The following is a 23,578-nucleotide window of genomic DNA, read 5'->3' as shown; positions in this document are numbered from 1 at the left end:
TTCCGACCAAAAACAACCGAATTAGAACGCATGTTCGATTCGGGGATGGGTGGGCTTGCCCGCCGGTGGGCCACACCCATCCACGAACGCATTTTCGCGCCGCACCGCCACGACAAGGACCCCAAGAAACCGCAATGATCACCTTCGAATCAGTGTCCAAGCTCTACCCGGGCGGCACCCAGGCGGTCACCGACCTGGACCTGCAGATCGCCACCGGATCCTTCACGGTTCTGGTGGGCCCCAGCGGCTGCGGCAAGACGACCTCGATGCGGATGATCAACCGCATGGTCGCACCAACCAGCGGCCGGATCCTCATCGATGGCCAGGACGTGGCGGACATCCGTGCCGTCACCCTGCGCCTGGGGATCGGCTACGTGCTGCAAAACGCCGGGCTCTTCCCGCACCGAACGGTGCTGGACAACATCGCCACCGTCCAACGCCTGCTGGGCCTATCCAAGGCCCAGGCCCGCACCAAGGCCCACGAGGCCATGGAACGGGTCGGGCTGGATGCCTCGCTGGCCACCCGGTACCCGGCACAGCTCTCCGGCGGACAGCAGCAACGCGTCGGGGTCGCCCGCGCCCTGGCCGCCGACCCGCCGATCCTGCTCATGGACGAACCCTTTTCCGCGGTGGACCCGATCGTGCGTCTGGAACTGCAGCAGGAGGTCGCCCACCTGCAGGCCGAAATCAAGAAGACCATCGTGATGGTCACCCACGACATCGACGAGGCCTTGACCCTCGGGGACCGCATCGCGGTACTGGCCCCCGGCGGGGTGCTGCACCAATACGCCTCCCCGATCGACATCCTCGCCCGGCCTGCCACCGACTTCGTCGCCTCGCTGGTCGCCAAGGACCGCGGGTTCCGCACCCTGTCCTTTGAGACGCTCACCGGCCTGGGCACCACCACCCTGCCGGTGCCGGGCCCCGAGGGACTCATCGACATGTCCGCGCTGGCCCCGGGATGGGGCGTGCGGGTCAACCGCGATTCAGGCACCGCCGCCTGGATCGACGCGGACGGGGCCGTGTTCGGTCCGCACCCGCTGGTGCCGGCCGATGCCTCGCTGCGCACCGGGCTGGACGCGGTGCTGGCCTCCCCGACCTCCGCAGCCCTGTTGGTGGATGGGACAGGGAACATCGGTTCCTACTTCACCCTGGCGGACCTGGGGCCGCTGCTGCGCCCCAACGAACAGGCCCGGGCATGAACTGGCTGCTGGACAACCTCCCGCAGGTTCTGGGGCTGACCGTTGAGCACCTGTACCTGAGCCTGGTCCCCACCTTCGTCGGCGTCGTGGTGGCCCTGGGGCTCGGGCTGGCCTTCGGGAACCGGCCGCGCGCCCGGGCGATCATCACCGCGGTGGCCAGCGCGATCTTCACCATCCCCTCGTTGGCCCTGTTCGTGGTGATTCCCTCGATCATCGGCACCCAGATCCTGGACCCGCTCAACGTGCTCATCGCGCTGGCCCTCTACTCGACCTCGTTGCTGGTCCGCACGGTGTTCGACGCGCTGGACGCCGTGGCCCCGGAGGTGCTCAATGCCGCCGAGGCCCTGGGCTATTCCCACGCGCGGCGCCGGATCTTCGTGGACCTGCCCCTGGCCGTGGCCCCGCTGGCCGCCGGCACCCGGGTCGCCGCGGTGACCAACGTGTCGCTGGTGTCGGTGGGCGCGGTGATCGGCGTGGGCGGGCTGGGCCAGCTGTTCGTCTCGGGCTACCAGCGCAATTACCCGGACCAGATCCTGGCCGGAATCATCGTGATCCTGCTCCTGGCACTGGTCTTTGACCGGGTCATCGCGGTCACCGCCCGACTGCTGACCCCCTGGCTGCATTTGGGCACCGCGGCGGCAGCCAACGGAACCAAGCTCCGCCCGCGCCCCCACGCCCCCGAGGTTCCGGCACAACATGGGACTGCAGCGCCCGGGCAGGAGACCAAATGATCAACGAAATGCTTGCCTACTTCGCCCAGGGCGCCAACTGGGCCGGGGAGTCCGGGATCCCGGCCCGGCTCGGCGAGCACCTCTGGTACTCGTTCCTGGCCGTTGCGGCCGCCGCGGTGGTCGCGTTCCCGGTCGGGGTGTTCATCGGGCACACCGGCACGGGCAGGGTCTTCCTGGTTTCGGCCTCCAATGTGCTGCGCGCCCTGCCCTCGCTGGGCATCATGACGCTGCTGGTGCTCTTGATGGGCATCGGGCTGCTGCCGCCGCTGGCCGCTCTGGTGCTGATCGCTATCCCGCCGATCCTGGCCGGGGTCTACGCCGGGGTCGCCAACGTCGATCCCGAGGTGGTGGACGCTGCCCGGGCCATCGGCATGAAGGACTCCCGGATCATCTTGCAGGTCGAACTGCCGCTGGCGCTGCCGCTGATCCTGGGCGGGCTGCGCGGGGCGATCCTGCAGGTCGTGGCCACCGCCACCATCGCCGCCTACGTGAACCTGGGCGGGCTGGGCCGCTACATCTTCGACGGGCTCGCGCTCTACGACTACGGCCAGGTACTGGTCGGCGCGGTGCTGGTCACCGGTCTGGCGCTGGTGCTCGACGGGTTGCTGGGCCTGGCGGCCAGGGCGCTTTCCCCGGCCAGGCGCGCGATCGCCAACTAGGCCTGGACCCGTCGGCGAGCGCGGCTGCAAAGCAGGGAGGCGACGTGCCCTTGACGAGATCCGGGGAAGCCACCTGAAGTACTTTTCGCATGCCATCCACCCCGCACCCGGAACCAGATCTCGTCCTGCGCCCATTCACCCGCACGGACACGGAGTTCTTCGCGCGTCTCGCCACCGATGAACGCGTCACCCGCTTCGTGGGCGACGGCCGCCTCTGGGACAGCGGGTTCATCGCCGCACGGGTCGATTCCGCGTCGGGTGGGTTGCCGCCGGAGCACCCCGAGGCCAAGCGCTGGTTCATCGCTTCCCTCGACGACGAGCCGGCCGGTCTGGTGGTCTCCTCCCGCCAGGCCGATGTCGTCGAAATCGGCTACTGGTTGGCACCCGAGCATTGGGGCAAGGGACTGGCCGGGCGCATGGTGGCCCGGGCGATCCCGCGGTGTCGACCGAATTCGGCCCGATTCCGCTTTCCGCGCGGGTCGATCCCGGTAACCAGGCTTCTGTTCGCATCCTGGCGCGCCACGGCTTCCGCGCCGACGGGGCGACGCCCGAGGGCCTGGCGGTGTACCGGCTGGAGCACCATTGACCATGGAACGGTCTTGAACAGCTGGCGCCCCGGCCAACGGGCGTTCTCCCGAAAGGAGAGCCTACGGTGGGTGCGAAGGTGAAAGCGGTGGCAGACTGTGGGCACGAGCCAGCCACGGGCGCCACCCGTTCATGGACCGGGCACCGTCTGCCGAGAGGAGCCCGATGGCAGCCTCCATGGACCTGGAATACCCGTTCACCGGGCGCTGGCTCACCCGGAACAGCCCCGCCAATCGCGTGCCCGGCCACGGCACGGACATGTTCGCCACCTTCTATGCCATCGACTTCGGGCCGGTCAACGACGCCGGAGGCACCGCACCGATCACCTTCGCCACACTCATGCGTCCCGAACCCCCCGAGTATTTTCCCGGCTTCGGACGCCCGCTGCTGGCACCCCTCGACGGAACCGTCGTAGCCGTCCACGACACAGCGCCCGACCACGCCGCTTGTCGCGGCCTGCCCTCGATCGGCTATGCGCTGACCCAGCATCGCCGCAACCGGACCGGCTGGAAGGCACTGGCCGGAAACCATCTCTTGATCGAGAGCCACGGCGGCGTGGTGGCCCTCTGCCACCTCCAACGAGGAAGCATCGCAGTCCGGCCGGGCCAGCGCGTAACCAGCGGCCAGATGATCGGTCGCTGCGGAAACTCCGGCAACAGCACCGAACCCCCGTCCACATCCAAGCCATCGACATCCGCGACCTCAACGCCGCCAGGTTCAGCCCACGTCCCCCTTGCCGTGCTGGCGCAGCTGGATCGCCACATCCACGTCGTCCGCGGTCGGGCAGGCATGGGAGTTCAAGTCCGCGATCGACCAGGCAAGGCGCAGCACCCGGTCATGGCCCCGGGCGCTGAGCCGCAGGGATTCGGTGGCCCGATTCAGCCCGGCCAAGGTTGCAGTCGGCAGCCGCAGCTGGTTGCGCAGGATCGCTCCGGGCACCTCGGCATTGGTGGTGGTCCCCCAGCGCTTGAGCCGGTCGCGGGCCGCGGCACGGGCCCCGGCCACCCGGGCGGCCACCACCGCGGAGCATTCCCCGGTTCCGCGTCCGGCCAGCTCCCGGGCGGAGAGCTGCGGGACGAAGAGTTGCATGTCGATCCTGTCCAGCAACGGGCCCGAGAGCCGGGCCAGGTAGCGGCGGCGCTGCATCGGGGTGCAGGTGCACTCGGTCCCCTTGCCCAGGTTGCGCCCGCAGGCACACGGGTTGGCCGCCAGCAGCAGCTGGAAGCGTGCCGGGTAGCTGGCGGTGCCAGCCGCCCGGTGCAGTGTCAGCACCCCGGATTCCAGGGGTTGACGCAGCGCGTCCAGGGCCGCGCCGGAGAACTCCGGCGCCTCGTCCAGGAAGAGCACGCCCCGATGGGCGCGCGAGGCGGCCCCGGGGTGCGGGATGCCGCTGCCACCGCCGATGAGCGCCACCATGGAGGCGCTGTGGTGCGGGGATTCGAAGGGCGGTCGGCGCAGCAGCGAGGCGATGGGCGTCCCACCGGCGGCCAACGAGTGCACTGCGGTGGTTTCCAGTGCCTGGGCATCGTCGAGGTCGGGCAGCAGCCCGGGCAGGCGTTGGGCGAGCATGGTCTTCCCCGCCCCGGGAGGCCCGGTGAACAGCAGATGGTGTCCTCCGGCCGCCGCGACCTCCAGGGCATACTTTCCCTGGGCCTGGCCGAGGACCTCGCAAAGATCCGGCGCCGGCGTGCCTGTCGCCGACCACGCCGCGTTCTTGCGCGCGGGCGAGTTGTGTCGGGCCCTGTAGCGAAGCGCGAGCGGGTCGGCGCCGCAGTCGGCCAGGACCTGGGACAGGTGCGCGTAGGAGCGCACGCGGGCCCCGGCCACCAGTTGTGCCTCCGAGCTGTTCTCCTCGGCGACCACCACATCCGGGTAGCCGGCACGCACCGCGGCCATGACGGCGGGAAGCACCCCGGGGATCGGGCGCAGGGAACCGTCAAGTCCGAGCTCGGCCAGGTAGACGACGCCCGGGGCCGGGGTGATGGCTCGGTCCGCGGCCAGTGCCGCCACCAGGATGGCCACATCGAATCCAGAGCCGCGCTTGTGCATCGTGGCGGGGGTGAGGTTCACCGTCAGCCGACGATTGGGCAGCGGGATGCCGGAGTTGCGGGCCGCGGAGCGGATGCGCTCGCGGGATTCGTTCAATGCGGCATCGGGCAGCCCCAGCAGGATGAAGCCCGGGATGCCGTTGCCGACATCCGCCTCCACCTCGATGAGTGCACCGGACAGGCCCGTGAGCCCGATGCCGAGGGTGCGGGCCAGGCTCATGACTCCACCCCCACCAGGTGCTCGATGCTTGGTTCGGCACCCGGCGGCAGCAGGATCGCCACCACGTCCACCCGCACGGCGTGGGGACTCCGGCGATGGGTTACGCACCAGCGCCGCACCAGATGCGAGAGCCTGCGCAGCTTGGCCGGGTTCACCGCCTCGGTCGGGTGCCCGAAGCCCAACGAACTGCGGGTCTTGACCTCCACGCCGATCACCTGGCCGTCGGTCTCGGCGACGATGTCCAGCTCGCCGAGGTTGCAGCGCCAATTGCGATCCAGCACCCTGTAGCCGGCGTTGAGCAGGTAGGTCGCGGCAAGTTCCTCACCTTTGGCACCGAGGTCCTGGTTGTGGTTCATGGGCACACTCCTGGGTCATCCGGCCGCGGGCCCCCGGGTGTTGGCGGGGTTGCTGGCCGGTTGGTTCCAAGGATGCACCCCCGGTGTCCGGCGAGCGCGGGGGCGTCGGCAGGAGTGTGGATAACCACCGGCAGGGACCCCGGCGGCGCCTGGCTCAGGACAGGGGGAACCCGAGCTCGGAGGTTCCGGTCGAATGGACCTGGGCCTGGGCCCCACGAAGAAGGTGCCCGTCGATCTCGAAGTCGACCTCGCACGGGAGGTCGGTGCCGCGCAGGCACAGCACCAGGGACCCGGCCCCGAAGGTGCCCGGTACCCAGTGTTCGAGGCGGGCGTAGCTTCCGCTGAGGTCATCCGCTGTTTCTCCGGCGAGAAGGCCGAGGATCGCTTCGGTCCCGTCCGCGTCGAGCGCCACGATTTCCCCTTCCCCGGCTGCGTAGGAGTCCATCAGCGCTTGGCGGTAGGCAAGTTGCTCCTCGGCGGGCATGCGGTGGAAGACGCGGTCCAGGACCAGCACGGCGCCGGTGGAGTGGACGCGGGCCTCGCGCAGGGACAGCCGGTGCCGCTGGTCCTGGTGCAGTACCCGGTTGAAGGCGAGCACGAACGGCACCTCGGTTGCGGGGACGGCATCGAGCGGGGATTCGGTGTTCATGTACCCGGCTCCCGGTGGCCGAAGCTGCGGATGCGTTGTGCTGCCTCGAGCAGCACGGAGGTGTCCAGGCGGAATTGGACCTCCAAGGGTTCGGCAGTGCCGTCGGATCCGATCGCATCGTGGACGGTAACGGTCCCGGCCAGCTCCTCGGCTTCCGGTGCGGGATGAATCCAGAATTGGTGGTTCAGCGTGTAGCAGGTCGACCCCAGGTTCCCGTGCTGTTCGTTGCTGCGCCGGAACCATATCAAACCGTCCTCGTGCACCCCGCGCACAATGACGCAGTCGATCATCAGCAGCACCCCGTTGCCGAAGACCTGCGCGGTGTCCAGCCGCAGGAACTCGGCCGGTGCGTGGTGGATGACTTGGTCCAGGAGCACGGTGGCGCCAAGCTCGGTGGGGCGCGGCCAGTGCGTGTCTTCGGCATCCTCGGTGGCCACGTTGGCCGCAACAAGTTCCGCCCGGACCTCCGGGGAGGTTGCCTCGTCCGGGACGGACCGCTCCGGCGGCACCTCGGGCAAGCCCTCGCCGGTGTACTCCTGGTGCGCGGCCAGCAGCTCGGGCCGGCGCAGGGCGTCGGAGACCCGCCCCTGGCGATCCTCCAAGGCGTGGGCGTAGTGCAGCAGTGCCGCGTTCAGGGCGGGCATGGAAACATCGAAGGCACGCTTGCCGACCTCGGGATCGTGTTCGACGCCGCCGAACTCGAGGGACAGCGAGCCATCGTAGATGTGGGATCCGGCAACGGACCCGAAGTCCTCGGTATCCGGCTTCTCCCCGTACGCATCCCCTGAACCATTGGGATCCTCGGGGTCGGGATTGCCTGGCTGCTCGCTCATGATCGTGCGGGCTCCTTCGGTGGCACGGTTTTCCGGCACGCAGGTTCCGGGCTACCCGCCGTAGGGCCAGGACCAGCCGCCGTTGTCCTCGGGGTCGTAGGCGACCTTGCCCTTGGGTGCGTCCACGTCCAGGACGACCTTGCCCTTGACGCTTTGGCCGGGGTTGACCACCGGGGGCAACAACACGGAGTCGTCGAAGCAGCCCCAGGCCGTTTCCGAGGTGACGTTGCGGTCGGGTGTCCCGCTGGAGGTGGTCACCGAGAACGCCTCTGCGACCAGCGGCATGAACAGGTCCTGGGTGCTGCCGCCGACCTGGTCCGAGACCGATGCGGCCAGGGTTGCCTTGACGTCCAGCACCAGGAACTTGGAGCGGGTCGGTGCCAACTGCTGGTTTCCCACGCGCGAGGTGCAGCTGGACAGCAGCTGCGTCTTGGTGACCTCGATGGTGAAGTAGCTCTTGTTGGTCTTTTCGTCGATGAGGCCGGCCTTTTCGCCGACCTTCTTCTGCACGTTGTCGAACCTGTCGGTTTTCACCTCGGTGCCGGTGGACGGGTTGGCCTCGGCGATCGCGGGACCGGCGACCAGCTCGCCGGGAAGCTCCCATTCGTTGCTGTTCGCCGCACCGGCGAATCCGATGCCCCACGCCACCAGGCCCACTGCCGCGGCGGATGACACCACGCCGGTGATGATCTTGCCCTGCTTCTTCATGCTCAGAACCTCTTCAGGTAGTCGCCGGAAGTCACACGGATTCCGTTTTTGGTCAGGTAGCTGCCGATCTTTTTCGATCCCAGGTAGGCCCAGGACCTGTGGCCGTCCCTGTCGGTGACCAGCACGCGGTTGTAGTTCTGGTCGGCCAGCGGCTTGCTGGGGTCAAAGCGCTCCCACTTGTCCATGTTCACCACCGTCGACCGGTAATTGGCCGGCTTGATTTCCATCCGCTCGACAACCACCTTGTCGGCGGCGCTCTTGCTGGGGATGACGTAGGAGAGCCAGCTCTTGTTCGGTTGCAGGTACATGCGGTGGGAGGCGATCGTGGTCTTGGTTTCCTTCGAGGTCTTGCCCTTGAGGATGTAGTACGCCGATTGCCCCTTGCGCAGGGTCCCGTAGACGGCGAAGGAGTGCTGGCCTTCCTTGTCCAGGAACTTGTTGGAGATCCAGCCGATGCCCTTGGAGGAGACCACGTTCGACCAGCCGTTGGCGGTCTTGAGGTAGGTGACGCGCTCGTTGGCCGGGACCAGGCCCAGGCTCCTGTGCGAGGTGCCCGACCCCTTGCGGATGTTGACCGGTGCCGTGGTCCAGCGGTAGGTGGCCCGGGGTGTCGGGGGCTTGGCGGTGGTGGGGCCGATGGTGCTGTTGGACAGCGACGAGGTCGGCACCCAGCCGTTGCCGCTGCCTGTCCGGATCCCTGTCCAGTCGCCAATGGTGCGCAGCCACTCGACCTTCGCGTGCTGCTTCACCGTGGTGACCTTGGCCGACTTGTTGTTGGTGCCCGCGTACACGGCCTGCGTGGATTTCAGCCAGCGGTTCACGATGGCCGGGTTGGTCCGGGACAGGTGGGCGGACTCGATGTAGCCGGTCTTTCCCGACACCTTGACCTTGGTCCAGGACCCGGTGACGGAGACATGTTCGACCTTGGCCCGACGTTGGTAGGCCCCCAGCGAATCGCTGTCCTTGGATGCGCCCTTGCGCAGCGTGGTGAACCCGGTGGTGTATCGGTGCGTGGCGGCCTGTGGCTTGGGTGCCGGCTTCTTGGCGGCGGGGGCGTTCTTCAGGTACGCGGAGGCCACCCAGCCGGTCTTGCCCTTGTACTTCGTCTGGCTCCAGGTGCCGTTGGTTGCGGTGACGGTGATGGTGGTGTTCTTTGGGATCGTCACCAACGCCTTGGTCTTGGTGCTTTTGCCCTGGCGCAGGTTGAGGTTGTTCTTGGTGATCTTCTGGGCCGAGGGCTTGGCCTTCGTCTGGGGTCCGGCCTTCGGGGGTGCCGGCTTCTTCGCCGCCGGAGCATTCTTCAGGTACCGGGAGGCGACCCAACCGGTCTTGCCCTTGTACTTGGTCTTGCTCCAGGTGCCGATCGTCTCGGTGACGGCCAGCGCGGCATGCTTCGGGATCGTCAGCAGGACCTTGGCCTTGGCGCTGCGTGACTTGCGCAGGTTCAGGTTGTTGGTGGTGGCCTTCTTCAGGTTCACCTTTTTCGCGGCAATGCCCAGTGGCGCACTGCTGGTCGGTTCCAGCTGTGTCGGCGTTGACCAGGACATTGTGGCTGCCGGAGCCAGTACGTGGTTGGCAGCCGGGGACACAAAGCCCGTGCTGCTGCCGGTTACGGCAATGGCCAGTGCCAGTACTGTTGCGATTCTCTTCTTCTGCATTCGGATCCCCCATGAGTCCTGGTTCGGCTCGATGCCGCGCACGGACGCGGCGGCGGCCGGAACGCAGGCATTTGATCAACCATACGTGCGACGAATGGACGATTCGCTATTGATCATGATAATTACGGTTCAATGTACTAATTTTGGTGACACATTGATAGTGGCCAGCACGGCGAAAAGCAGCTATGAAGTTCTGTAATCAACTGTGCGGAACACCGAAAATGCACGGCGCACCGGCGGGATGCCGCACCGCGGACCCTCAGGATCCCGGCGCGTGGTTCCCGAATCTGCGGATGCCGGCCGCCGACTCGCGAAGCACCGCAGTGTCAAGCTCGAACCCGACGGCCAGCGGCTCGGTGCCCCCGTCGGCGGTGGGCGCACCGCTGAGCGTGAAGGTTCCGGTGAGCATGCCGGCATCCAGGGCGCGCGGAAGCCAGAAGCGGTGGGTCAGCCGGTAGCACCGGCGCTCCACGTTCCCCTCGCCCCCATGCACCTCAACGGGGTAGCCGGTCCCGGTCGCGGCGTCCAGCAGCTCCAGGGCGAGTTCGACGGCACCGAGGTTCTCGTGGCTGCGCCGGTACCAAGCGAGGGTGTCCTCGTGGGCGCCGCGCAGGTTCAGGTAGTCGAAGGACAGCAGCACCCCGGTGCTGTGCACCGTCGCGGTCCCCAGGTGCATCACCTCGTGCGCATCGTCGTGCAGCAACCTGCCCAGCAGCACCGTGGCGCCCGCTTCATCGAGCCGCGCCCCGAAGCGTTCCCCTTCCTGGTCCCGGGCGAGCTCATCCGCTTCGGGCATCCGCGCCCAGTCATCCGGATCCCCGGGTTCGAACGACACCTCGCGATACAGCGGGTCTTCCAGGAACGAGTGGCCGGTCCAGGCACGGTGGCCCCGGCCCAACGCATCGAGCGCGTTGTGCACCGTGTCGGAGGCCGCCAGGACCTCGGTGTCTGGATTCCCCTGCCCCAGGGCGGAAGCAAAGTCCGGCGCGCGGGTCCCCAGCACCCGGCCGTAGTCGTGCAGCGCGGCGTTCAGGCCGGCGTTTGCGGACTCGAAGGCCTGCCTGCCGGCCCCGGCGTCCGGGGCCCCGTCGTTGGATTCGAAGGACAGCGTGCTGGGGAAGGGCAGCCCGTTCCGGTTTCCTGCGCTCCCGTGTTTTCACCGTTGGGGTTCTCGGTGCCTGGCTGCTCATTCAACTTTGGTGCGTCCTTCGGGGGTCCGGATCCTTGTTTCGATCGAGCGTAACAGCGTCGCCGCGAACGACAATGCCCCCGAGTCCGGGCACGAAACGCGTGCACGGCATCGGGGGCTGTCAGAGGTGCGGCCTAGTTCAGCCCGTCCTTGGGGATGGACAGGTCATCGACGCGGTTCAGTTCCTCGATGTTCACGTCCTTGAACGTGACGATGCGGACCGACTGCACGAAGCGGCCGGTGCGGTAGACGTCCCAGACCCAGGCGTCGGTGAGCGTGAGGTCGAAGAAGACCTCGCCGTCGGCCGAGCGGGTCTTGAGGTCCACGTTGTTGGCCAGGTAAAAACGCCGTTCGGTTTCCACGACGTAATTGAAGAGGTTCGCCACGTCCTTGTATTCGCGGTAGAGCTGCAGCTCGAGTTCCGCTTCGTAGTTTTCCAGGTCTTCGGCACTCATGGTGTTCTCCCCTCGCCCTTCGCCTTGGTGGTTGTTCCCGGCGACTTGGGTGTCAGTTGCCAGGTCTTGCGGTGGTACTCGCTCGCGCCATGCGCGAGGATGCCCGCCCGGTGGGCGGTGGTGCCATACCCCTTGTTCTGTATCCAACCGTACGCCGGGTAATCGCGATCGTACCCATCCATGAGGTCGTCACGTTCGACTTTGGCCAAAATGGAGGCCGCGGCGATGGACAGTGCCAGCAGGTCGCCCTTGATCAAGGTGCGGACGGGGATCAACAGCCCGTCGATGTCCGCCGGTTCCCCGAAACCGGGCACCAGGGAATCGAGCAGCGTGGGTTGGATGGTGGCCGAGAGCCAATCGAGGTTCCCGTCCAGCAACACCGCATCCGCCTGCTGCACCCGGTGCGCGGCGGTGGCGGCGCGGTACCCGGCCAGACGCAGCGCCGACACCAGGCCCAGTGCGTCGATTTCCGCGGCGCTGGCGTGCCCCACGCCCCAGGCCGCGGCCCAGGACTTGATCACCGGGACCAGCTCGTGGCGCACGGCATCGGAAAGCAGCTTCGAATCGCGCACCACCGGCAGCTCGGGAACCGTCGCCGGGTCGATCACGACGTAGCCCACGGACACCGGCCCGGCCAGCGAACCGCGCCCCACCTCGTCGGCTGCGCCGATGAATCGGTGGCCGCCGGCAGCGGCCAGGGCCAGTTCGTGTTGCAGGGTCGGTGGGACCGAGCTCATTTGCTGTCCGGGGCCGGGACGCTGGCGAAGACCTCGTGGTGCCCGGAGATTCCGCCGATGCGGTCCAGCGGCCAGGAGATCACCGCGGCGCGACCCTCGACGGAGGAGATGTCCACGAAGCCGCCCTGCAGGTCCTCGTGGTAGCGGGAGTCCGCGGAAGCCGCGCGGTGGTCCCCCATGACCCAGATCTTGCCCTCGGGCACGGTCTTGGTGAACTCGGAGTCCGAGGGGTTGTCCCCCGGGAAGATGTAGGGCTCGGTGATTGCCGTGCCGTTGACGGCCAGTTTCCCGTCGGCGGAGCAGCAGCTCACGGTGTCCCCCGGCATGCCGATGATCCGCTTGATCAGGTGCTGGTTGGACGGGTCCGGGACCAGTCCGACGAAGGTGAAGAATTCGGTCACCGGGTTGGTGGCCGTGGCCGGGATCGGGGGCAGCCAGCCCTCCTCGTCGCGGAAGACCACCACGTCCCCGCGGTTGAGTTCAAAGGGACCCGGTGCCATGAGGTTGGCGAAGATGCGGTCGTTGACCTGCAGCGTTTCTTCCATCGAACCCGAGGGGATGTAGAAGGCGCGGAAGAAGAACGTCTTGACGACCAGCGAGATCACCAGGGCGACCACGACGATGATCAGGACCTCGCGGACCGCTGCCCATACGGGATTTCTCTTCTTGCCCGGTTGCTCCGGTGTTGCGGCTGGGTCGCTGGCGTGGCTCACGTGGGTGCAGGCCCTTTCAAGTTCTTGTCTCTGGCAATGCGGGCCGTACCCGCGCCCGCCCACCCCTGGAGGGAAGCGGGAACGAATCACGTTCCCTCAGCTACCACCCTACGTCGCAGGGCAAGTGGGAGCCGTGCGTGGCGCGCCTGCGAATGCCGCAAGGCGCGCCACACACCGCGGCGGGATCTAGCTGGTGCTCGCCGCCGGGGATGCCGGTCCGGCCGACTCCTGGAAGACCAGCGAGATGCCGCCGGCGACATCGGCGGCGGCCAGGCCCTTCTTGATGGTTTCGAGCTGGGCCGGGTCCACGGCCAGAGTGATCGAACCGTCGCGCCCGGAGGGGACGTAGCGGTGGATGGCGGTGGCGACGGCTCCGCCCTGCTCGCGCTGCCAGGCCATGATCTTGCCGATGGCGGCATCGAGTTCGGCCGCGGAGTACTTGGCCAGGTGCGCCACCGCGCCGGCCTCGGTGACGGTGGCCTCGGCGGCCTTGTCGGTGACCGCGACGTGCAGCTTGTTGTCGGCGATCCACGCCTCGGAGTACTTGTCCCCCAGGGTGTCCTTGAGGGTTTCATTGAGTTGGAGCAATTGGGGGTCCTGGCTCTGCTCGGGCGCGGTGCTGACGGATGTCGGGGCTGTGGGATCGGACGAGGCCGGTGTGCCGGCATCGGAACCGCAAGCCGAAAGCAGCAGCGCCGCCGCCAAGGCGGCCCCGCACAGGGCAACGCGTGTCGTGGGGTTCTTCATGTGTGTTGACCACCTTCTTCTGGGGGCCGAGTCTAGGGGCCCATCCGGGGTGTTTGCTGACAAAGTCGTGGGAAAAGCGGAGGGGGCCTCCCCCGGAATTGCAAGCAATTCCACGAAAGGCCCCCCTCGCTCACGGGTCCCGGCTAGCCGAGAACCAGGTGGTTAGGCACCGTGGTGCCCGTTGGTGTTCTTGCGGCGGAAGAGCATGAATGCTCCGCCTGCGACCAGCAGCACGCCGCCGGTGGCGATGAACGGCAGTGCGGCGTTCGGGCCGGTGTTGGCCAACGGGTCGCTGTCGTTGTCATCGTCGTTGCTGTTGCCCTGCGGGGCTACCGGCGCCTTGGAAGGCTCCGGATCCTGGCTGGGTTTCGGCGACGAGGTCGGGGCCTCGGAAGGCTCCGGCTTCGGCTCGGCCGCCAGGGTGAAGGAGATCGACGTGGATGCCGAGGCAACCTCGTCGATGACCTGCACGGCGGTGACCTTGTGGTTTCCGGGCTTGAGATCGGCCGGAACCAGGACGGTCCAGGCGCCATCGGCAACCGTTGCGGTGAGCTCGGTGTCGCCGATGGTCACCTTGATGGTGGCACCGTTGACGCCGAAGCCACTGACGGTCTTCGGGGCCTTGTTGAAGGCGAACTTCTGGCCATCGGTCGGCGAAGCGATCGACGGTGCGACCGGGACGACCTTGAAGTTGGACTTGGCGGCGGCCGAGGTGGTCTCCCCGACGCTCTGCACGGCGGTGACGCTGTGCGACCCGTAGGACAGGGCAGCATCGTCTTCCAGCGTGAAGCTCCACTTGCCGTCGTTGCCGACGGTGACCAGCTGCGTGGCAGCCGCGGAGGCCTGCCCGGCATCGGGCAGGGTCAGTTTGACCTCGGCGCCGGCGACGCCGGTACCGGCAATCACCTTCCGTGCCTCGGTGTAGGTCTTGCCGTTGGCCGGGGTGGTGATGGCCGGGGCGTCAAGCTGGATCTTGAAGGCGCTGGTGGCTGCCTTCGAGGTCTGGCCGTCTCGCGCCTGGGTGGCGGAGATCGAGTGTTCGCCGTAGAGCAGTGCCTCGGCGAGCTTGATGCTCCAGGTGCCATCGGCCGCGACCGTGGCGGTGCCGGTGGCATCGCCGGTGAGGGTCACGGTGGCTCCGACAACGCCGGTGCCCGAGATGGTGGACACCGGTGCGTTGAGCGTGGCGTCGTTCTTCGGGGTGGTGATGGCCGGGGCGCCGATGACGACGTTGAACGATCCTGCGGTGATCGTGGACTCGTTGTGTCCGTTAATCGTCTGCAGGGTGAAGTCGAACTTGCCGAACTTGCCGAACTTGGCCGGGGCCTTGAAGCTGAACTTGCCGTTGGCGACCTTGGCGGAAATGTCCTTCTGGCCGGCCGACTTGATCTTCACGGTCGATCCGGCGGGAGCGCTGGCCACGGTTCCGTTGATAGTCTGGCCCGCGGAGATATCCGAGCCTCTTGCCGGAGTCGAAACGGCCGGAGCGTTCAGGAACAACGCGATGGAGTAGCCCCTGGTGTGCTTCAGGCCGTCCTTGATGTCGGTGAAGTAGGCATAGCCCTTATCGCTTGTCGACACAGCACTGGTAATGCCCACCGCAGTTCCGCCGGAGATGGCAGACCCACCTGAGTCACCACGGTCGGCCTTCTCAAACTTCGGAATCTTGGTACCCGGGTTATCCGGATCGTCGATCATGGAATACGGGTTAGCTATGCTGAAACCGCGAACGCCACGAATGTCGTTGGTTCCGTTAAATCCACCAACCACGAACACTATTCCAGCTGCGTCTACCGTTCCACATGTCCACCCGGTTGTTCGTCCGGATTTGCAAATGTCCGCTCCGACGACAGCACTTGCAACACCAGTGACCTTGGTCCCAGAATCGCGCTCGTCGGCACCTTTCCAGTCCGTGACAAGAGCTTTGAGGTTTAGCTTTTCGTTGATGCCGTCGATGACGGAGATATCAGTTCCAACATTGCCAAGGGTGTCCAAGTTCTTGCCGTCATATTTATCTGTAGTGACGGCAGAATTCCCCGGACCGCCAAATTGCGAGAATCCGAAGGTGCCCAGATCATCGCCCAACGCCGTTGGATTGTTCGGTCCGTCGTGTTCAATGATCTTCACTTTTGAGATGTCGCCATCTTGTTCACAGTGGCCTGCAGAAATAACTGCCGGTGCACCCTCTGGGTCAAACCCTGAGAACCCGATTGAACAAAGAGCAACACCTTGGCCAACTACCGCACCGTAGCCCATGCCTCCAAGAACATCGTTGGTCGCGGCTGGCTCCGCCGGACCGTCCGCGATCTCGACAGTAACCTTCGTGTATTGGCTAGCGAATTCGGCTGGTGTTAGCTTCAGCTCGTCAGATGGTTCGGCCGGCAACGCATCACCGGGATTTGGCAACGCAGTTCCACGCTTCTCAACCTGGGCTGCCCCACCGGTGCGAATGACGAAGCCATTGTTGGTCTTCATGATTGCTTGGAGTTCAGAAACTGCGTCTGGCTCAACGTTCTTGACGTACTCGTCAAGCAAAGCGTTTACACTCTTGGGAGTTCCCTTGGCCTTGAGGCTCGGAGCCGACGGCCTTAGGGTTTCCACGTTCTTGGGGCTTTCAGCGGCATCTAAGTCTTTAGCCTCGGGCTCAACAATCTTGGGAACCGGAGACTCGCTGATCTCCACACCGTCAGAGTCTGCGGAAGGCACGATCTCAGGCTCAGCCGCAATTTTTAATTCAACGTCGATGCCCTGGGTCAACTCATCCAGCTTTTTGGTGACGGCTTCCAGTGCTGATGCAGAAACCCTAACGTTGATCTTCTCATCAGCTATTACAAATTCAGCGTCAAGCTTGGACTGCTTCAATTCCTTGGCGAGCGTTTCAACGAGCGCGTTCAGCTTACCGTTCTCGTTGAACTCTTCAAGAGACTTCCCGAGATCCCGCGTTACGGCTTCTTCCAAGCCGGCAGGAAGATCAGCCTTGCTGTCGCCCCTCGACGCCTCGGTGGTGGGGGCCGCCGAAGTTTCCGTGGATACAGGTACGGGGCTTGCCGTGGTGGTGGCGATCGCCGGCGCAGCGAAGCTGCTGCCGATCACCAACGCCGTGGTCGCGGCGGCGATGCTGCCCCGCTTTAGTAGAGCACGTGATGAATCGTGCATATGGAATTCTCCCAATTCAAGGTGTGGTACCTCGCTTTTGTGTGCGCCTCGTCTGTCGTTGGGGACATCCGATTGGGCATACCGCGAGCAATGAGTGTTACCAAAATGAAACCCTAACCTCTGTAGATATCCAGAGACAAACGTCAAGAGACCCATTCTCCACCCATTGGATAATTTGACGTATCAATCATTTAAGTGACATCCGCGCAATTCCGGGGCAGGACGGGAAGGGCGGCCTCCTATCGCCCGCGACACGCCCGAGCAAAATTTCCAAGGCACACTCACGTAATTTTCTCGAAATTCCCAGCTCCTGCGCAGGATGATGTGCGTCCGAAGCAATCTGCTGCTCGGCACCGGATGCACCCGCTGCACGCCTGCTGATTTAAACATTAAATGTAGATACTTGAATCTGCAACCAAAACAGTGCACTGTCTCTTTCCAGCAACTTTGATGGCGCACAACGGGAATGATTGCACCCTGCAGGCTGCTTCCCGGGATGCCCCAACGATCTATCACCACTAAGGTGTGATGCCGCACCACGCCGCCGCTTGAGCCCCTGCCATCGGCCGCAGACAGCCGTCCCGCATGGCGCACATGTCGATGCCTGCAGCAACATGCAATCCATTGGAGACGGCGGCCAGGCTCGATCCCGGCCCAAGATGCAATCGGGCTTCGTGTCGGGACGAAGGAGAACCTCAAGGAACACGACGGCTCTCGCCTGGAAGTTGAAGCAAGCACGCCGCCGGCATGTGCAACGAGCAGCTACCAAGGATCTGTCGGCCTCGCTCGGTGGGCCTGCCGCGTGGCAGGTACCAGCCTGGAGGGAAGCCACAAATTACGCGGCATCATCCGTCGCAGGCAGCTCGACTTCAATGACGGCCCCCCGACCCAAGGGAATCCAATGATTTGTGCAAGCGGAAATGGATCCGGCGCCCGCAGGGTGAGTGTTCGGAATGCGCAACAAAAAACCCGCCACTGCAACAGTGGCGGGTTCCAAACTATGGGGCCGGCGGGTGGCCCTCGACGGGGTGCCGGCGATCCAGCGGCCAGATCACATCGGTGACCTTGCCGATGACTCGATCGACGGCAATCATGCCGCCGCCCGGTGCACCAAGAAGCGCACGCGAGTCCTCGGACACCGAACGGTGGTCCCCCATGACCCACAAGCGCCCCTCTGGGATCTTCACGTCGAATTCAAGGTCGCTTGGCTTGTTGCCGTCAAGAACGTAGGGCTCGTCCAGCGGGACGCCGTTGACGAGCAGGCGTCCATCGGGGCTGCAGCAGCTGACGGTGTCGCCGCCGACGCCAATGACGCGCTTGACGTACACCGCATCCTTGCCGGCAAGGCGCAGCGCCCAGGCCAAGGAATCGAGGGCACCGGGGCGCTCGTAGGGCAGGAAAGAACCGCGGCCGTCAAAGATGACCACGTCTCCCCGCTGGATCTCGGCGTCCTTGTAGGCAAGCCGGTTCACCAGCAGCCCATCACCCGGGTTCAACGTGGATTCCATGGAGGTGGAACCGATGTAGAAAAAGTCAACGACGGTGGCCCGAACAACCAGGGTGATCAGCGCCGCCGCTGCAAGCGCGCCAACGACAAAGCGCCAGCCCCTCGAAGGGGACCGGCGCTTTGTCGAAGCGGAAAAACTTTCCGATTCAGTAGATCGATCCACGATGGATCTCCATCCCCGCAGCCCAGGAGGCCGAGAAGATGAAGGCTCTCGTTTTTCTGGCTACTTGGCGGTCCGGAAGTCGCGCTTTTCGCGGATCTTCGCGGCCTTGCCGTGGCGATCGCGCATGTAGAACAGCTTCGCACGGCGAACGTCACCGCGGGAGACCAGTTCGATCTTTTCGAGGACCGGGGAGTGCACCGGGAAGGTACGCTCTACGCCGACGCCGAAGGAGACCTTGCGAACGGTGAAGGTTTCGCCCACGCCGCGGCCCTGGCGACCAAGGACGAAGCCCTGGAAAACCTGAACACGGGTGTTCTTGCCTTCGATGATGTTGACGTGGACCTTGACGGTATCGCCCGGGCGGAAGTCGGGAACATCGTTGCGCAGCGAGGCTGCATCGACAGAGTCGAGAATATGCATGAATGCATCTCCTAGATAGACGCCGCAGGTCACCTATCTTAGACACGGACCGTAATTGTTCCCCGGGGCGCACGAGTGCGCTCGGAAAAAGATGTGGCGGTCCGAAGCTTGGTACCGCGATCCGTTTGCGGATCGACGGCCGGTCCAACTGTTGACTCGTTCCCCCTGCGGCAGGAGCAGAACCCAGTAGACCCAAGAATCCATTTTGCCACACTCCGGGGCATGGCGCGAAGTTCCGCACCCGCCGGCGGACCTGCGCGGAAGGGATCCGCCGGATGATGCCGGGTACCAGCAACGTGGGGGCGGTCGGAATCGCGCCGCGGCCATGGCCCCGGGCGCACCCAAGGGGCCGGATTCCGCAGGGAGGAAGGGTCGATTCGATCAAAACCGGACATCAGGAACATATCGAACGAGTACCGGTCCGCGCCGCCCGGCGCAACCTGCCGGTGCCCAAGGTCACAAACGGTGTCGAACCGGATCATGTGATAGTTTCGCTTACGACCACACGGGGGCCCTTGCAAGGGCTGAGACCGAGCTGACGCAGCAAGAGACCGTTGAACCTGTCCGGGTAATGCCGGCGAAGGAAGTGAGTACTCCTTGAGCAACACCATTTCAATGCACAGCCCTGTCCAAAACGCCGTGGAAGCTGCAGAGACCCAGTCCCTGAAGTCCCATTCGCTGGCCTACATCGAAGACGACGAATCCGGGATCAGGGCCCCCGTCACACGGATCGCGCTGGAGCCGTCCCCGGGCGGAAAGAACAACACCCCGCTGCAGGTCTACCGCACGGCCGGACCGGGTAGCGACCCCGTGATTGGCCTGCCCGCGTTCCGCAGCACCTGGATCGAGGAACGCGCCGACACCCAGACGTACCCCGGGCGTGAGCGGAACCTGCTCGACGACGGAAAGTCGGCGGTGCGCCGCGGCAAGGCCTCGGCCGAATGGAAAGGCAGCCGGCCGGTTCCCCGGCGCGCCGAGGCAGGGCAGCGGGTGACCCAGATGCACTACGCCCGAGCCGGAATCACCACCCCCGAGATGCGCTTCGTGGCGCTGCGCGAGAACTGCGACGTGGAGCTGGTGCGCCGCGAGGTCGCCGCGGGCCGCGCAATCATCCCGGTGAACATCAACCACCCCGAGTCCGAGCCCATGATCATCGGCAAGGCGTTCCTGGTGAAGATCAATGCGAACATCGGCAACTCGGCGGTGACCAGCTCCATCGCCGAGGAGGTCGACAAGCTGCAGTGGGCCACCCAATGGGGCGCGGACACGGTGATGGACCTGTCCACGGGCGACGACATCCACACCACCCGCGAGTGGCTGATCCGCAACTCCCCCGTGCCCATCGGCACCGTGCCGATCTACCAGGCCCTGGAAAAGGTCAACGGCGAGGCCAACGCGCTGACCTGGGAGATCTTCCGCGACACCGTGATCGAGCAGTGCGAACAGGGCGTGGACTACATGACGATCCACGCCGGGGTGCTGCTGCGCTACGTCCCGCTGTCGGCCAACCGCGTGACCGGGATCGTCTCGCGCGGCGGGGCCATCATGGCCGGCTGGTGCCTGGCCCACCACCAGGAGAACTTCCTGTACACGCACTTCGACGAGCTGTGCGAGATCTTCGCGCAATACGACGTCGCGTTCTCCCTGGGCGACGGGCTGCGCCCCGGCTCCATCGCAGACGCCAACGATGCGGCCCAGTTCGCCGAGCTGGACACCCTGGCCGAGCTGACGAAACGGGCCTGGGAATACGACGTCCAGGTCATGGTCGAGGGTCCCGGCCACATCCCCTTCCACCTGGTGCGGGAGAACGTGGAGCGCCAGCAGGAACTGTGCAACGGCGCGCCCTTCTACACCCTGGGCCCGCTGGTCACCGACATCGCGCCGGGCTACGACCACATCACCAGTGCCATCGGTGCCACGGAGATCGCCCGCTACGGCACCGCGATGCTCTGCTACGTCACCCCCAAGGAACACCTTGGCCTGCCGAACAAGGACGACGTGAAGACCGGGGTGATCACCTACAAGATCGCCGCCCACGCCGCAGACCTGGCCAAGGGCCACCCCGGAGCCTCCGAGCGGGACGACGCGCTGTCCAAGGCGCGCTTCGAGTTCCGTTGGCGCGACCAGTTCGCCCTGTCGCTGGATCCGGTGACCGCCGAGGCCTTCCACGACGAGACGCTTCCGGCCGAGCCCGCGAAGACCGCGCATTTCTGTTCGATGTGCGGGCCGAAGTTCTGCTCCATGCGCATCAGCCAGGACATCCGCGACGAATACGGCTCGGCGGACTCGCAGGCAGCAATCGCGCAGATGGTGGATGGCATGCGCGAAAAGAGCCAGGAGTTCCTGGCTTCCGGCGCAAAGGTCTACCTGCCCGAGCCCGGGATGCCCTCCAGGGCCTAGCGCCACCGGCCGGCCCACAAAATAGGGGCTGCCCCGCACTTCCCCCGGTCAGGGGAAAGTGCGGGGCAGCCCCGGAGGCTTTGCCGCTTGCCGTACTACTGGGGCGCGATCTGGTCCTTGGGCACGACGTGGCCATCAACGATGGCAAAACCGTTGTGCCACAGGGTGTCGCGGTCGTGCCGGTTCAGCGTGGAGGCGTCCAGCTGCACGATCAGGTCCGGGCGCCGGGTGGCGGTGCGCTCCAGCTGCTTGTTGCGGCGGAAGCGCGCGATCTTGCCGTGGTTGCCCGAGAGCAGCACCTCGGGGACCTCGCGGCCCTCCCAGGTGCCGGGCTTGGTGTACACCGGGTATTCCAGCAGTCCGTCGGAGTGTGATTCCTCGACCAGCGACTCCGGGTTTCCGATGACCCCGGGGATCAGCCGGCCAATGGCCTCGACCATCGCCAGCACCGCGACCTCTCCCCCGTTGAGCACGTAGTCGCCGATGGAAACCGGTCGCACGTCGAAGGCCTCGGAGGCATATTCCAGGACCCGCTCGTCGATGCCCTCGTACCTGCCGCAGGCAAAGGCAAGGTGCTGTGCCTCGGCCAGTTCGTAGGCCATCTCCTGGTCGAAGACCGCGCCGGCCGGCGAGGGAACGATCAGGATCGGCTTGTCACCCAGCGGCGCGTTGGAGACCGGGGATTCGGTGGCGATGCGCGCCAGCGCGGCACCCCAGGGCTCCGGTTTCATGACCATGCCGGCGCCGCCGCCGTAGGGGGTGTCATCCACGGTGCGGTGGCGGTCGTGGGTGTAGTCGCGCAGGTCGTGCACGTTCAAATCCAGCAGCTTCTCCCGCCGGGCCTTGCCGATCAGCGACAGGTCCAGGGCGGCAAGGTACTCCGGGAAGATGGAGACAACATCGATGCGCATCGTGCCTAGGCTTCCTTGCCTGCTGCGTTCTCGCCCGTGCCGTCCTCACGGTTGACCTCGAAGAGGCCGGCCGGCGGGGTCAGCATGATGTATCCGCCCTCGATGTTGACCTCGGGGACGATGTCCTCGACGAAGGGCACATAGATCTCGTCGCCGGCGGTGGATTCGACAACCAGCAGGTCCTGGACATTGCCGGTGCGCAGCGCGGTGACCTTGCCGACGACCTTGTCATCCACGCGGGCCTCGAGGTCCACCAGTTCGTGCTCATACCAGCCCTCGGAATCGTCCTCGACCTCTTCGGTGTCGATGAACAGCTTGGCCCCGCGCACCGTCTCGGCGGTGTTGCGGTCAAGCAGCTCCTCGAAGGCCAGCAGCAGGATTTCCTTGTTCCAGCGAGCTCCCTCGACGGTGAGTTGCTTGATGCTGGGGTGCTCGACCTCGAAGACCGCACCGGGAACAAACCTGTCTTCCGGCGCATCGGTGAGCACCTGGACGGTCACCTCTCCGCGGATGCCGTGTGGTTTGCCAATGCGGGCGACCTGGAGGCGCATGCGTTTTCTCCTTGAATACAAATCAGTGGGTGGCCGGAGAGATCCGGCAAGGGGCGTGCCTTGGCGGGACTCTCATCCGCCAGGGCACTTTTCTAGGTTCAATCTTACGTGCGAGTTGGTCGTTGTCGGTTCCGTGCCGCCAACGACTGGATCGCACCTTGGCGGTTAAGCCACTTTGGTCCCACGATCCGTCATGGATCGTGGGACCAAAGGTACACAAAAAATGTGTGGTGAGGCTGGCTACCGGCGACGGTCCGTGTCGACTACGTCAACGCGGATCGGTTCCTCCGCCAGTGCTGCAACCACGGTGCGCAGCGCCTTGGCGGTGCGACCCTGGCGGCCAATGACCCGACCGAGATCCTCGGGGTGCACGCGCACCTCAAGGATGTCACCGCGACGATTTGCCTTCAACGCAACCTGCACGTCTTCGGGGGTGTCTACGATGCCACGTACCAGGTGATCCAGCGCCTCAACGAGCACTGGTTACTCAGCCTCGGTTGCTTCTGCCTCGACCTCGGCCTCGGCAGCAGGCTTTTCAGCCTTCTTGGTGATGGCCTCGGGCAAGATGACCGAGCCCTTCTCCGGGACGACGAACGCAGGCTTGGCTTCCTTGACGCGCAAGGTGCCTTCCTGGCCTTCGATGCCCTTGAACTTCTGCCAGTCACCGGTGATCTTCAAGAGAGCGGCAACCTGCTCGGTCGGCTGTGCGCCGACGGAGAGCCAGTACTGGGCGCGGTCGGACTTGACCTCGATGAACGAAGGCTCTTCGGTCGGGTGGTACTTGCCGATTTCTTCGATGGCACGGCCGTCGCGCTTGGCGCGAGCATCCATGACGACGATGCGGTAGTAAGGTGCGCGAATCTTGCCGAAACGCTTCAGACGAATTTTAACGGCCACGGTAGTGGTCACTCCTGTTTTCTCAACATGTGCGAAGTCCTGTTTCTGCACCCGTGGGGCGGGCCATACCGCAGTTCTTCAAA

23 protein-coding genes, 1 pseudogene and 1 riboswitch are annotated in these 23,578 nt (G+C 65.5%); of the genes and pseudogenes, 6 read left to right on the top strand and 18 right to left on the bottom strand.

The window, feature by feature from the left end; all coding sequences use genetic code 11:
* Positions 1–134: 134 nt before the first annotated feature.
* The 5 genes and pseudogenes from DQ353_RS07205 to DQ353_RS22550 form a co-directional block, all read left to right on the top strand.
* On the top strand, positions 135–1,202 hold the full coding sequence (locus DQ353_RS07205) for an ABC transporter ATP-binding protein (RefSeq protein WP_113762100.1): 1,068 nt from the start codon (positions 135–137) through the stop codon (positions 1,200–1,202).
* Positions 1,199–1,933 (top strand): ABC transporter permease, encoded by a 735-nt coding sequence (locus DQ353_RS07200; RefSeq protein WP_113762099.1) that lies wholly within the window; start codon positions 1,199–1,201, stop codon positions 1,931–1,933. Before DQ353_RS07205 ends, DQ353_RS07200 begins: the two co-directional genes overlap by 4 nt.
* On the top strand, positions 1,930–2,592 hold the full coding sequence (locus tag DQ353_RS07195; RefSeq protein WP_113762098.1) for an ABC transporter permease: 663 nt from the start codon (positions 1,930–1,932) through the stop codon (positions 2,590–2,592). The genes DQ353_RS07200 and DQ353_RS07195 overlap by 4 nt, the downstream gene beginning before the upstream one ends.
* An 89-nt stretch (positions 2,593–2,681) precedes the next feature.
* Positions 2,682–3,260 carry a GNAT family N-acetyltransferase gene (locus DQ353_RS07190; protein ID WP_113762097.1) on the top strand — a complete coding sequence of 193 codons (579 nt, stop codon included), beginning with the start codon at positions 2,682–2,684 and terminating at the stop codon, positions 3,258–3,260.
* A 49-nt stretch (positions 3,261–3,309) separates the two neighbouring features.
* Positions 3,310–3,786: pseudogene (locus DQ353_RS22550) on the top strand (M23 family peptidase); the annotation flags it as partial.
* 108 nt (positions 3,787–3,894) lie between these two features.
* Here DQ353_RS22550 and DQ353_RS07180 read toward each other — a convergent pair.
* From DQ353_RS07180 to rplS, 14 genes are all read right to left on the bottom strand, one after another.
* Positions 3,895–5,445, bottom strand: coding sequence for a YifB family Mg chelatase-like AAA ATPase (locus tag DQ353_RS07180; protein WP_113762096.1), 1,551 nt, complete (start codon positions 5,443–5,445; stop codon positions 3,895–3,897).
* Positions 5,442–5,801, bottom strand: coding sequence for a YraN family protein (locus DQ353_RS07175; RefSeq protein WP_113762095.1), 360 nt, complete (start codon positions 5,799–5,801; stop codon positions 5,442–5,444). Before DQ353_RS07175 ends, DQ353_RS07180 begins: the two co-directional genes overlap by 4 nt.
* Before the next feature lie 154 nt (positions 5,802–5,955).
* Positions 5,956–6,450 (bottom strand): hypothetical protein, encoded by a 495-nt coding sequence (locus tag DQ353_RS07170; protein WP_113762094.1) that lies wholly within the window; start codon positions 6,448–6,450, stop codon positions 5,956–5,958.
* Entirely contained in the window at positions 6,447–7,283 is an 837-nt protein-coding gene (locus DQ353_RS07165; protein WP_146755217.1) for a hypothetical protein, read from the bottom strand. Before DQ353_RS07165 ends, DQ353_RS07170 begins: the two co-directional genes overlap by 4 nt.
* Before the next feature lie 51 nt (positions 7,284–7,334).
* On the bottom strand, positions 7,335–7,991 hold the full coding sequence (locus DQ353_RS07160) for a hypothetical protein (RefSeq protein ID WP_113762092.1): 657 nt from the start codon (positions 7,989–7,991) through the stop codon (positions 7,335–7,337).
* Between the two features lie 2 nt (positions 7,992–7,993).
* Positions 7,994–9,649 (bottom strand): SH3 domain-containing protein, encoded by a 1,656-nt coding sequence (locus tag DQ353_RS07155; RefSeq protein ID WP_113762091.1) that lies wholly within the window; start codon positions 9,647–9,649, stop codon positions 7,994–7,996.
* Positions 9,650–9,908: 259 nt separating this feature from the next.
* A complete protein-coding gene (locus tag DQ353_RS07150; RefSeq protein ID WP_113762090.1) occupies positions 9,909–10,652 on the bottom strand; it encodes a hypothetical protein in 744 nt (247 codons plus the stop codon).
* 320 nt (positions 10,653–10,972) lie between these two features.
* On the bottom strand, positions 10,973–11,293 hold the full coding sequence (locus DQ353_RS07145) for a DUF2469 domain-containing protein (protein ID WP_071215368.1): 321 nt from the start codon (positions 11,291–11,293) through the stop codon (positions 10,973–10,975).
* Positions 11,290–12,030, bottom strand: a complete 741-nt coding sequence (gene rnhB, locus DQ353_RS07140) for a ribonuclease HII (RefSeq protein ID WP_113762089.1) — start codon at positions 12,028–12,030, stop codon at positions 11,290–11,292. Before rnhB ends, DQ353_RS07145 begins: the two co-directional genes overlap by 4 nt.
* Positions 12,027–12,743 carry a signal peptidase I gene (gene lepB, locus DQ353_RS07135; protein WP_113762088.1) on the bottom strand — a complete coding sequence of 239 codons (717 nt, stop codon included), beginning with the start codon at positions 12,741–12,743 and terminating at the stop codon, positions 12,027–12,029. Before lepB (DQ353_RS07135) ends, rnhB begins: the two co-directional genes overlap by 4 nt.
* A gap of 186 nt (positions 12,744–12,929) precedes the next feature.
* A complete protein-coding gene (locus DQ353_RS07130) occupies positions 12,930–13,490 on the bottom strand; it encodes a hypothetical protein (protein ID WP_113762087.1) in 561 nt (186 codons plus the stop codon).
* Positions 13,491–13,652: 162 nt separating this feature from the next.
* Positions 13,653–16,646: an Ig-like domain-containing protein gene (locus DQ353_RS07125; RefSeq protein WP_181578291.1), complete on the bottom strand. Its 2,994-nt coding sequence runs from the start codon at positions 16,644–16,646 to the stop codon at positions 13,653–13,655.
* A 998-nt stretch (positions 16,647–17,644) separates the two neighbouring features.
* Positions 17,645–18,316: a signal peptidase I gene (gene lepB, locus DQ353_RS07120; protein ID WP_286166665.1), complete on the bottom strand. Its 672-nt coding sequence runs from the start codon at positions 18,314–18,316 to the stop codon at positions 17,645–17,647.
* 60 nt (positions 18,317–18,376) lie between these two features.
* Entirely contained in the window at positions 18,377–18,736 is a 360-nt protein-coding gene (gene rplS, locus DQ353_RS07115) for a 50S ribosomal protein L19 (RefSeq protein WP_071215362.1), read from the bottom strand.
* A 495-nt stretch (positions 18,737–19,231) separates the two neighbouring features.
* Positions 19,232–19,339: riboswitch (TPP riboswitch) on the top strand.
* Positions 19,340–19,351: 12 nt separating this feature from the next.
* Between rplS and thiC the strand changes: the two genes are divergently transcribed.
* Positions 19,352–21,136: a phosphomethylpyrimidine synthase ThiC gene (gene thiC / locus DQ353_RS07110; protein ID WP_286166677.1), complete on the top strand. Its 1,785-nt coding sequence runs from the start codon at positions 19,352–19,354 to the stop codon at positions 21,134–21,136.
* A 95-nt stretch (positions 21,137–21,231) separates the two neighbouring features.
* On the opposite strand, the gene trmD is transcribed toward thiC, so the two are convergent.
* The 4 genes from trmD to rpsP all read right to left on the bottom strand — a co-directional run bounded on the left by trmD (position 21,232) and on the right by rpsP (position 23,495).
* A complete protein-coding gene (trmD, locus tag DQ353_RS07105; RefSeq protein WP_113762084.1) occupies positions 21,232–22,047 on the bottom strand; it encodes a tRNA (guanosine(37)-N1)-methyltransferase TrmD in 816 nt (271 codons plus the stop codon).
* A 5-nt stretch (positions 22,048–22,052) separates the two neighbouring features.
* Entirely contained in the window at positions 22,053–22,598 is a 546-nt protein-coding gene (gene rimM, locus DQ353_RS07100; protein WP_113762083.1) for a ribosome maturation factor RimM, read from the bottom strand.
* A gap of 240 nt (positions 22,599–22,838) precedes the next feature.
* Positions 22,839–23,078 (bottom strand): RNA-binding protein, encoded by a 240-nt coding sequence (locus tag DQ353_RS07095; RefSeq protein WP_071215358.1) that lies wholly within the window; start codon positions 23,076–23,078, stop codon positions 22,839–22,841.
* Positions 23,079–23,081: 3 nt separating this feature from the next.
* Entirely contained in the window at positions 23,082–23,495 is a 414-nt protein-coding gene (gene rpsP, locus DQ353_RS07090) for a 30S ribosomal protein S16 (protein ID WP_113762176.1), read from the bottom strand.
* Positions 23,496–23,578: the final 83 nt, after the last annotated feature.

It is taken from the genome of Arthrobacter sp. AQ5-05 (genome assembly GCF_003287975.1).
Taxonomy (GTDB): domain Bacteria; phylum Actinomycetota; class Actinomycetes; order Actinomycetales; family Micrococcaceae; genus Paeniglutamicibacter.
Note: the sequence above shows the minus strand (reverse complement) of the source record. Positions and strands in the feature narration are given on the sequence as shown.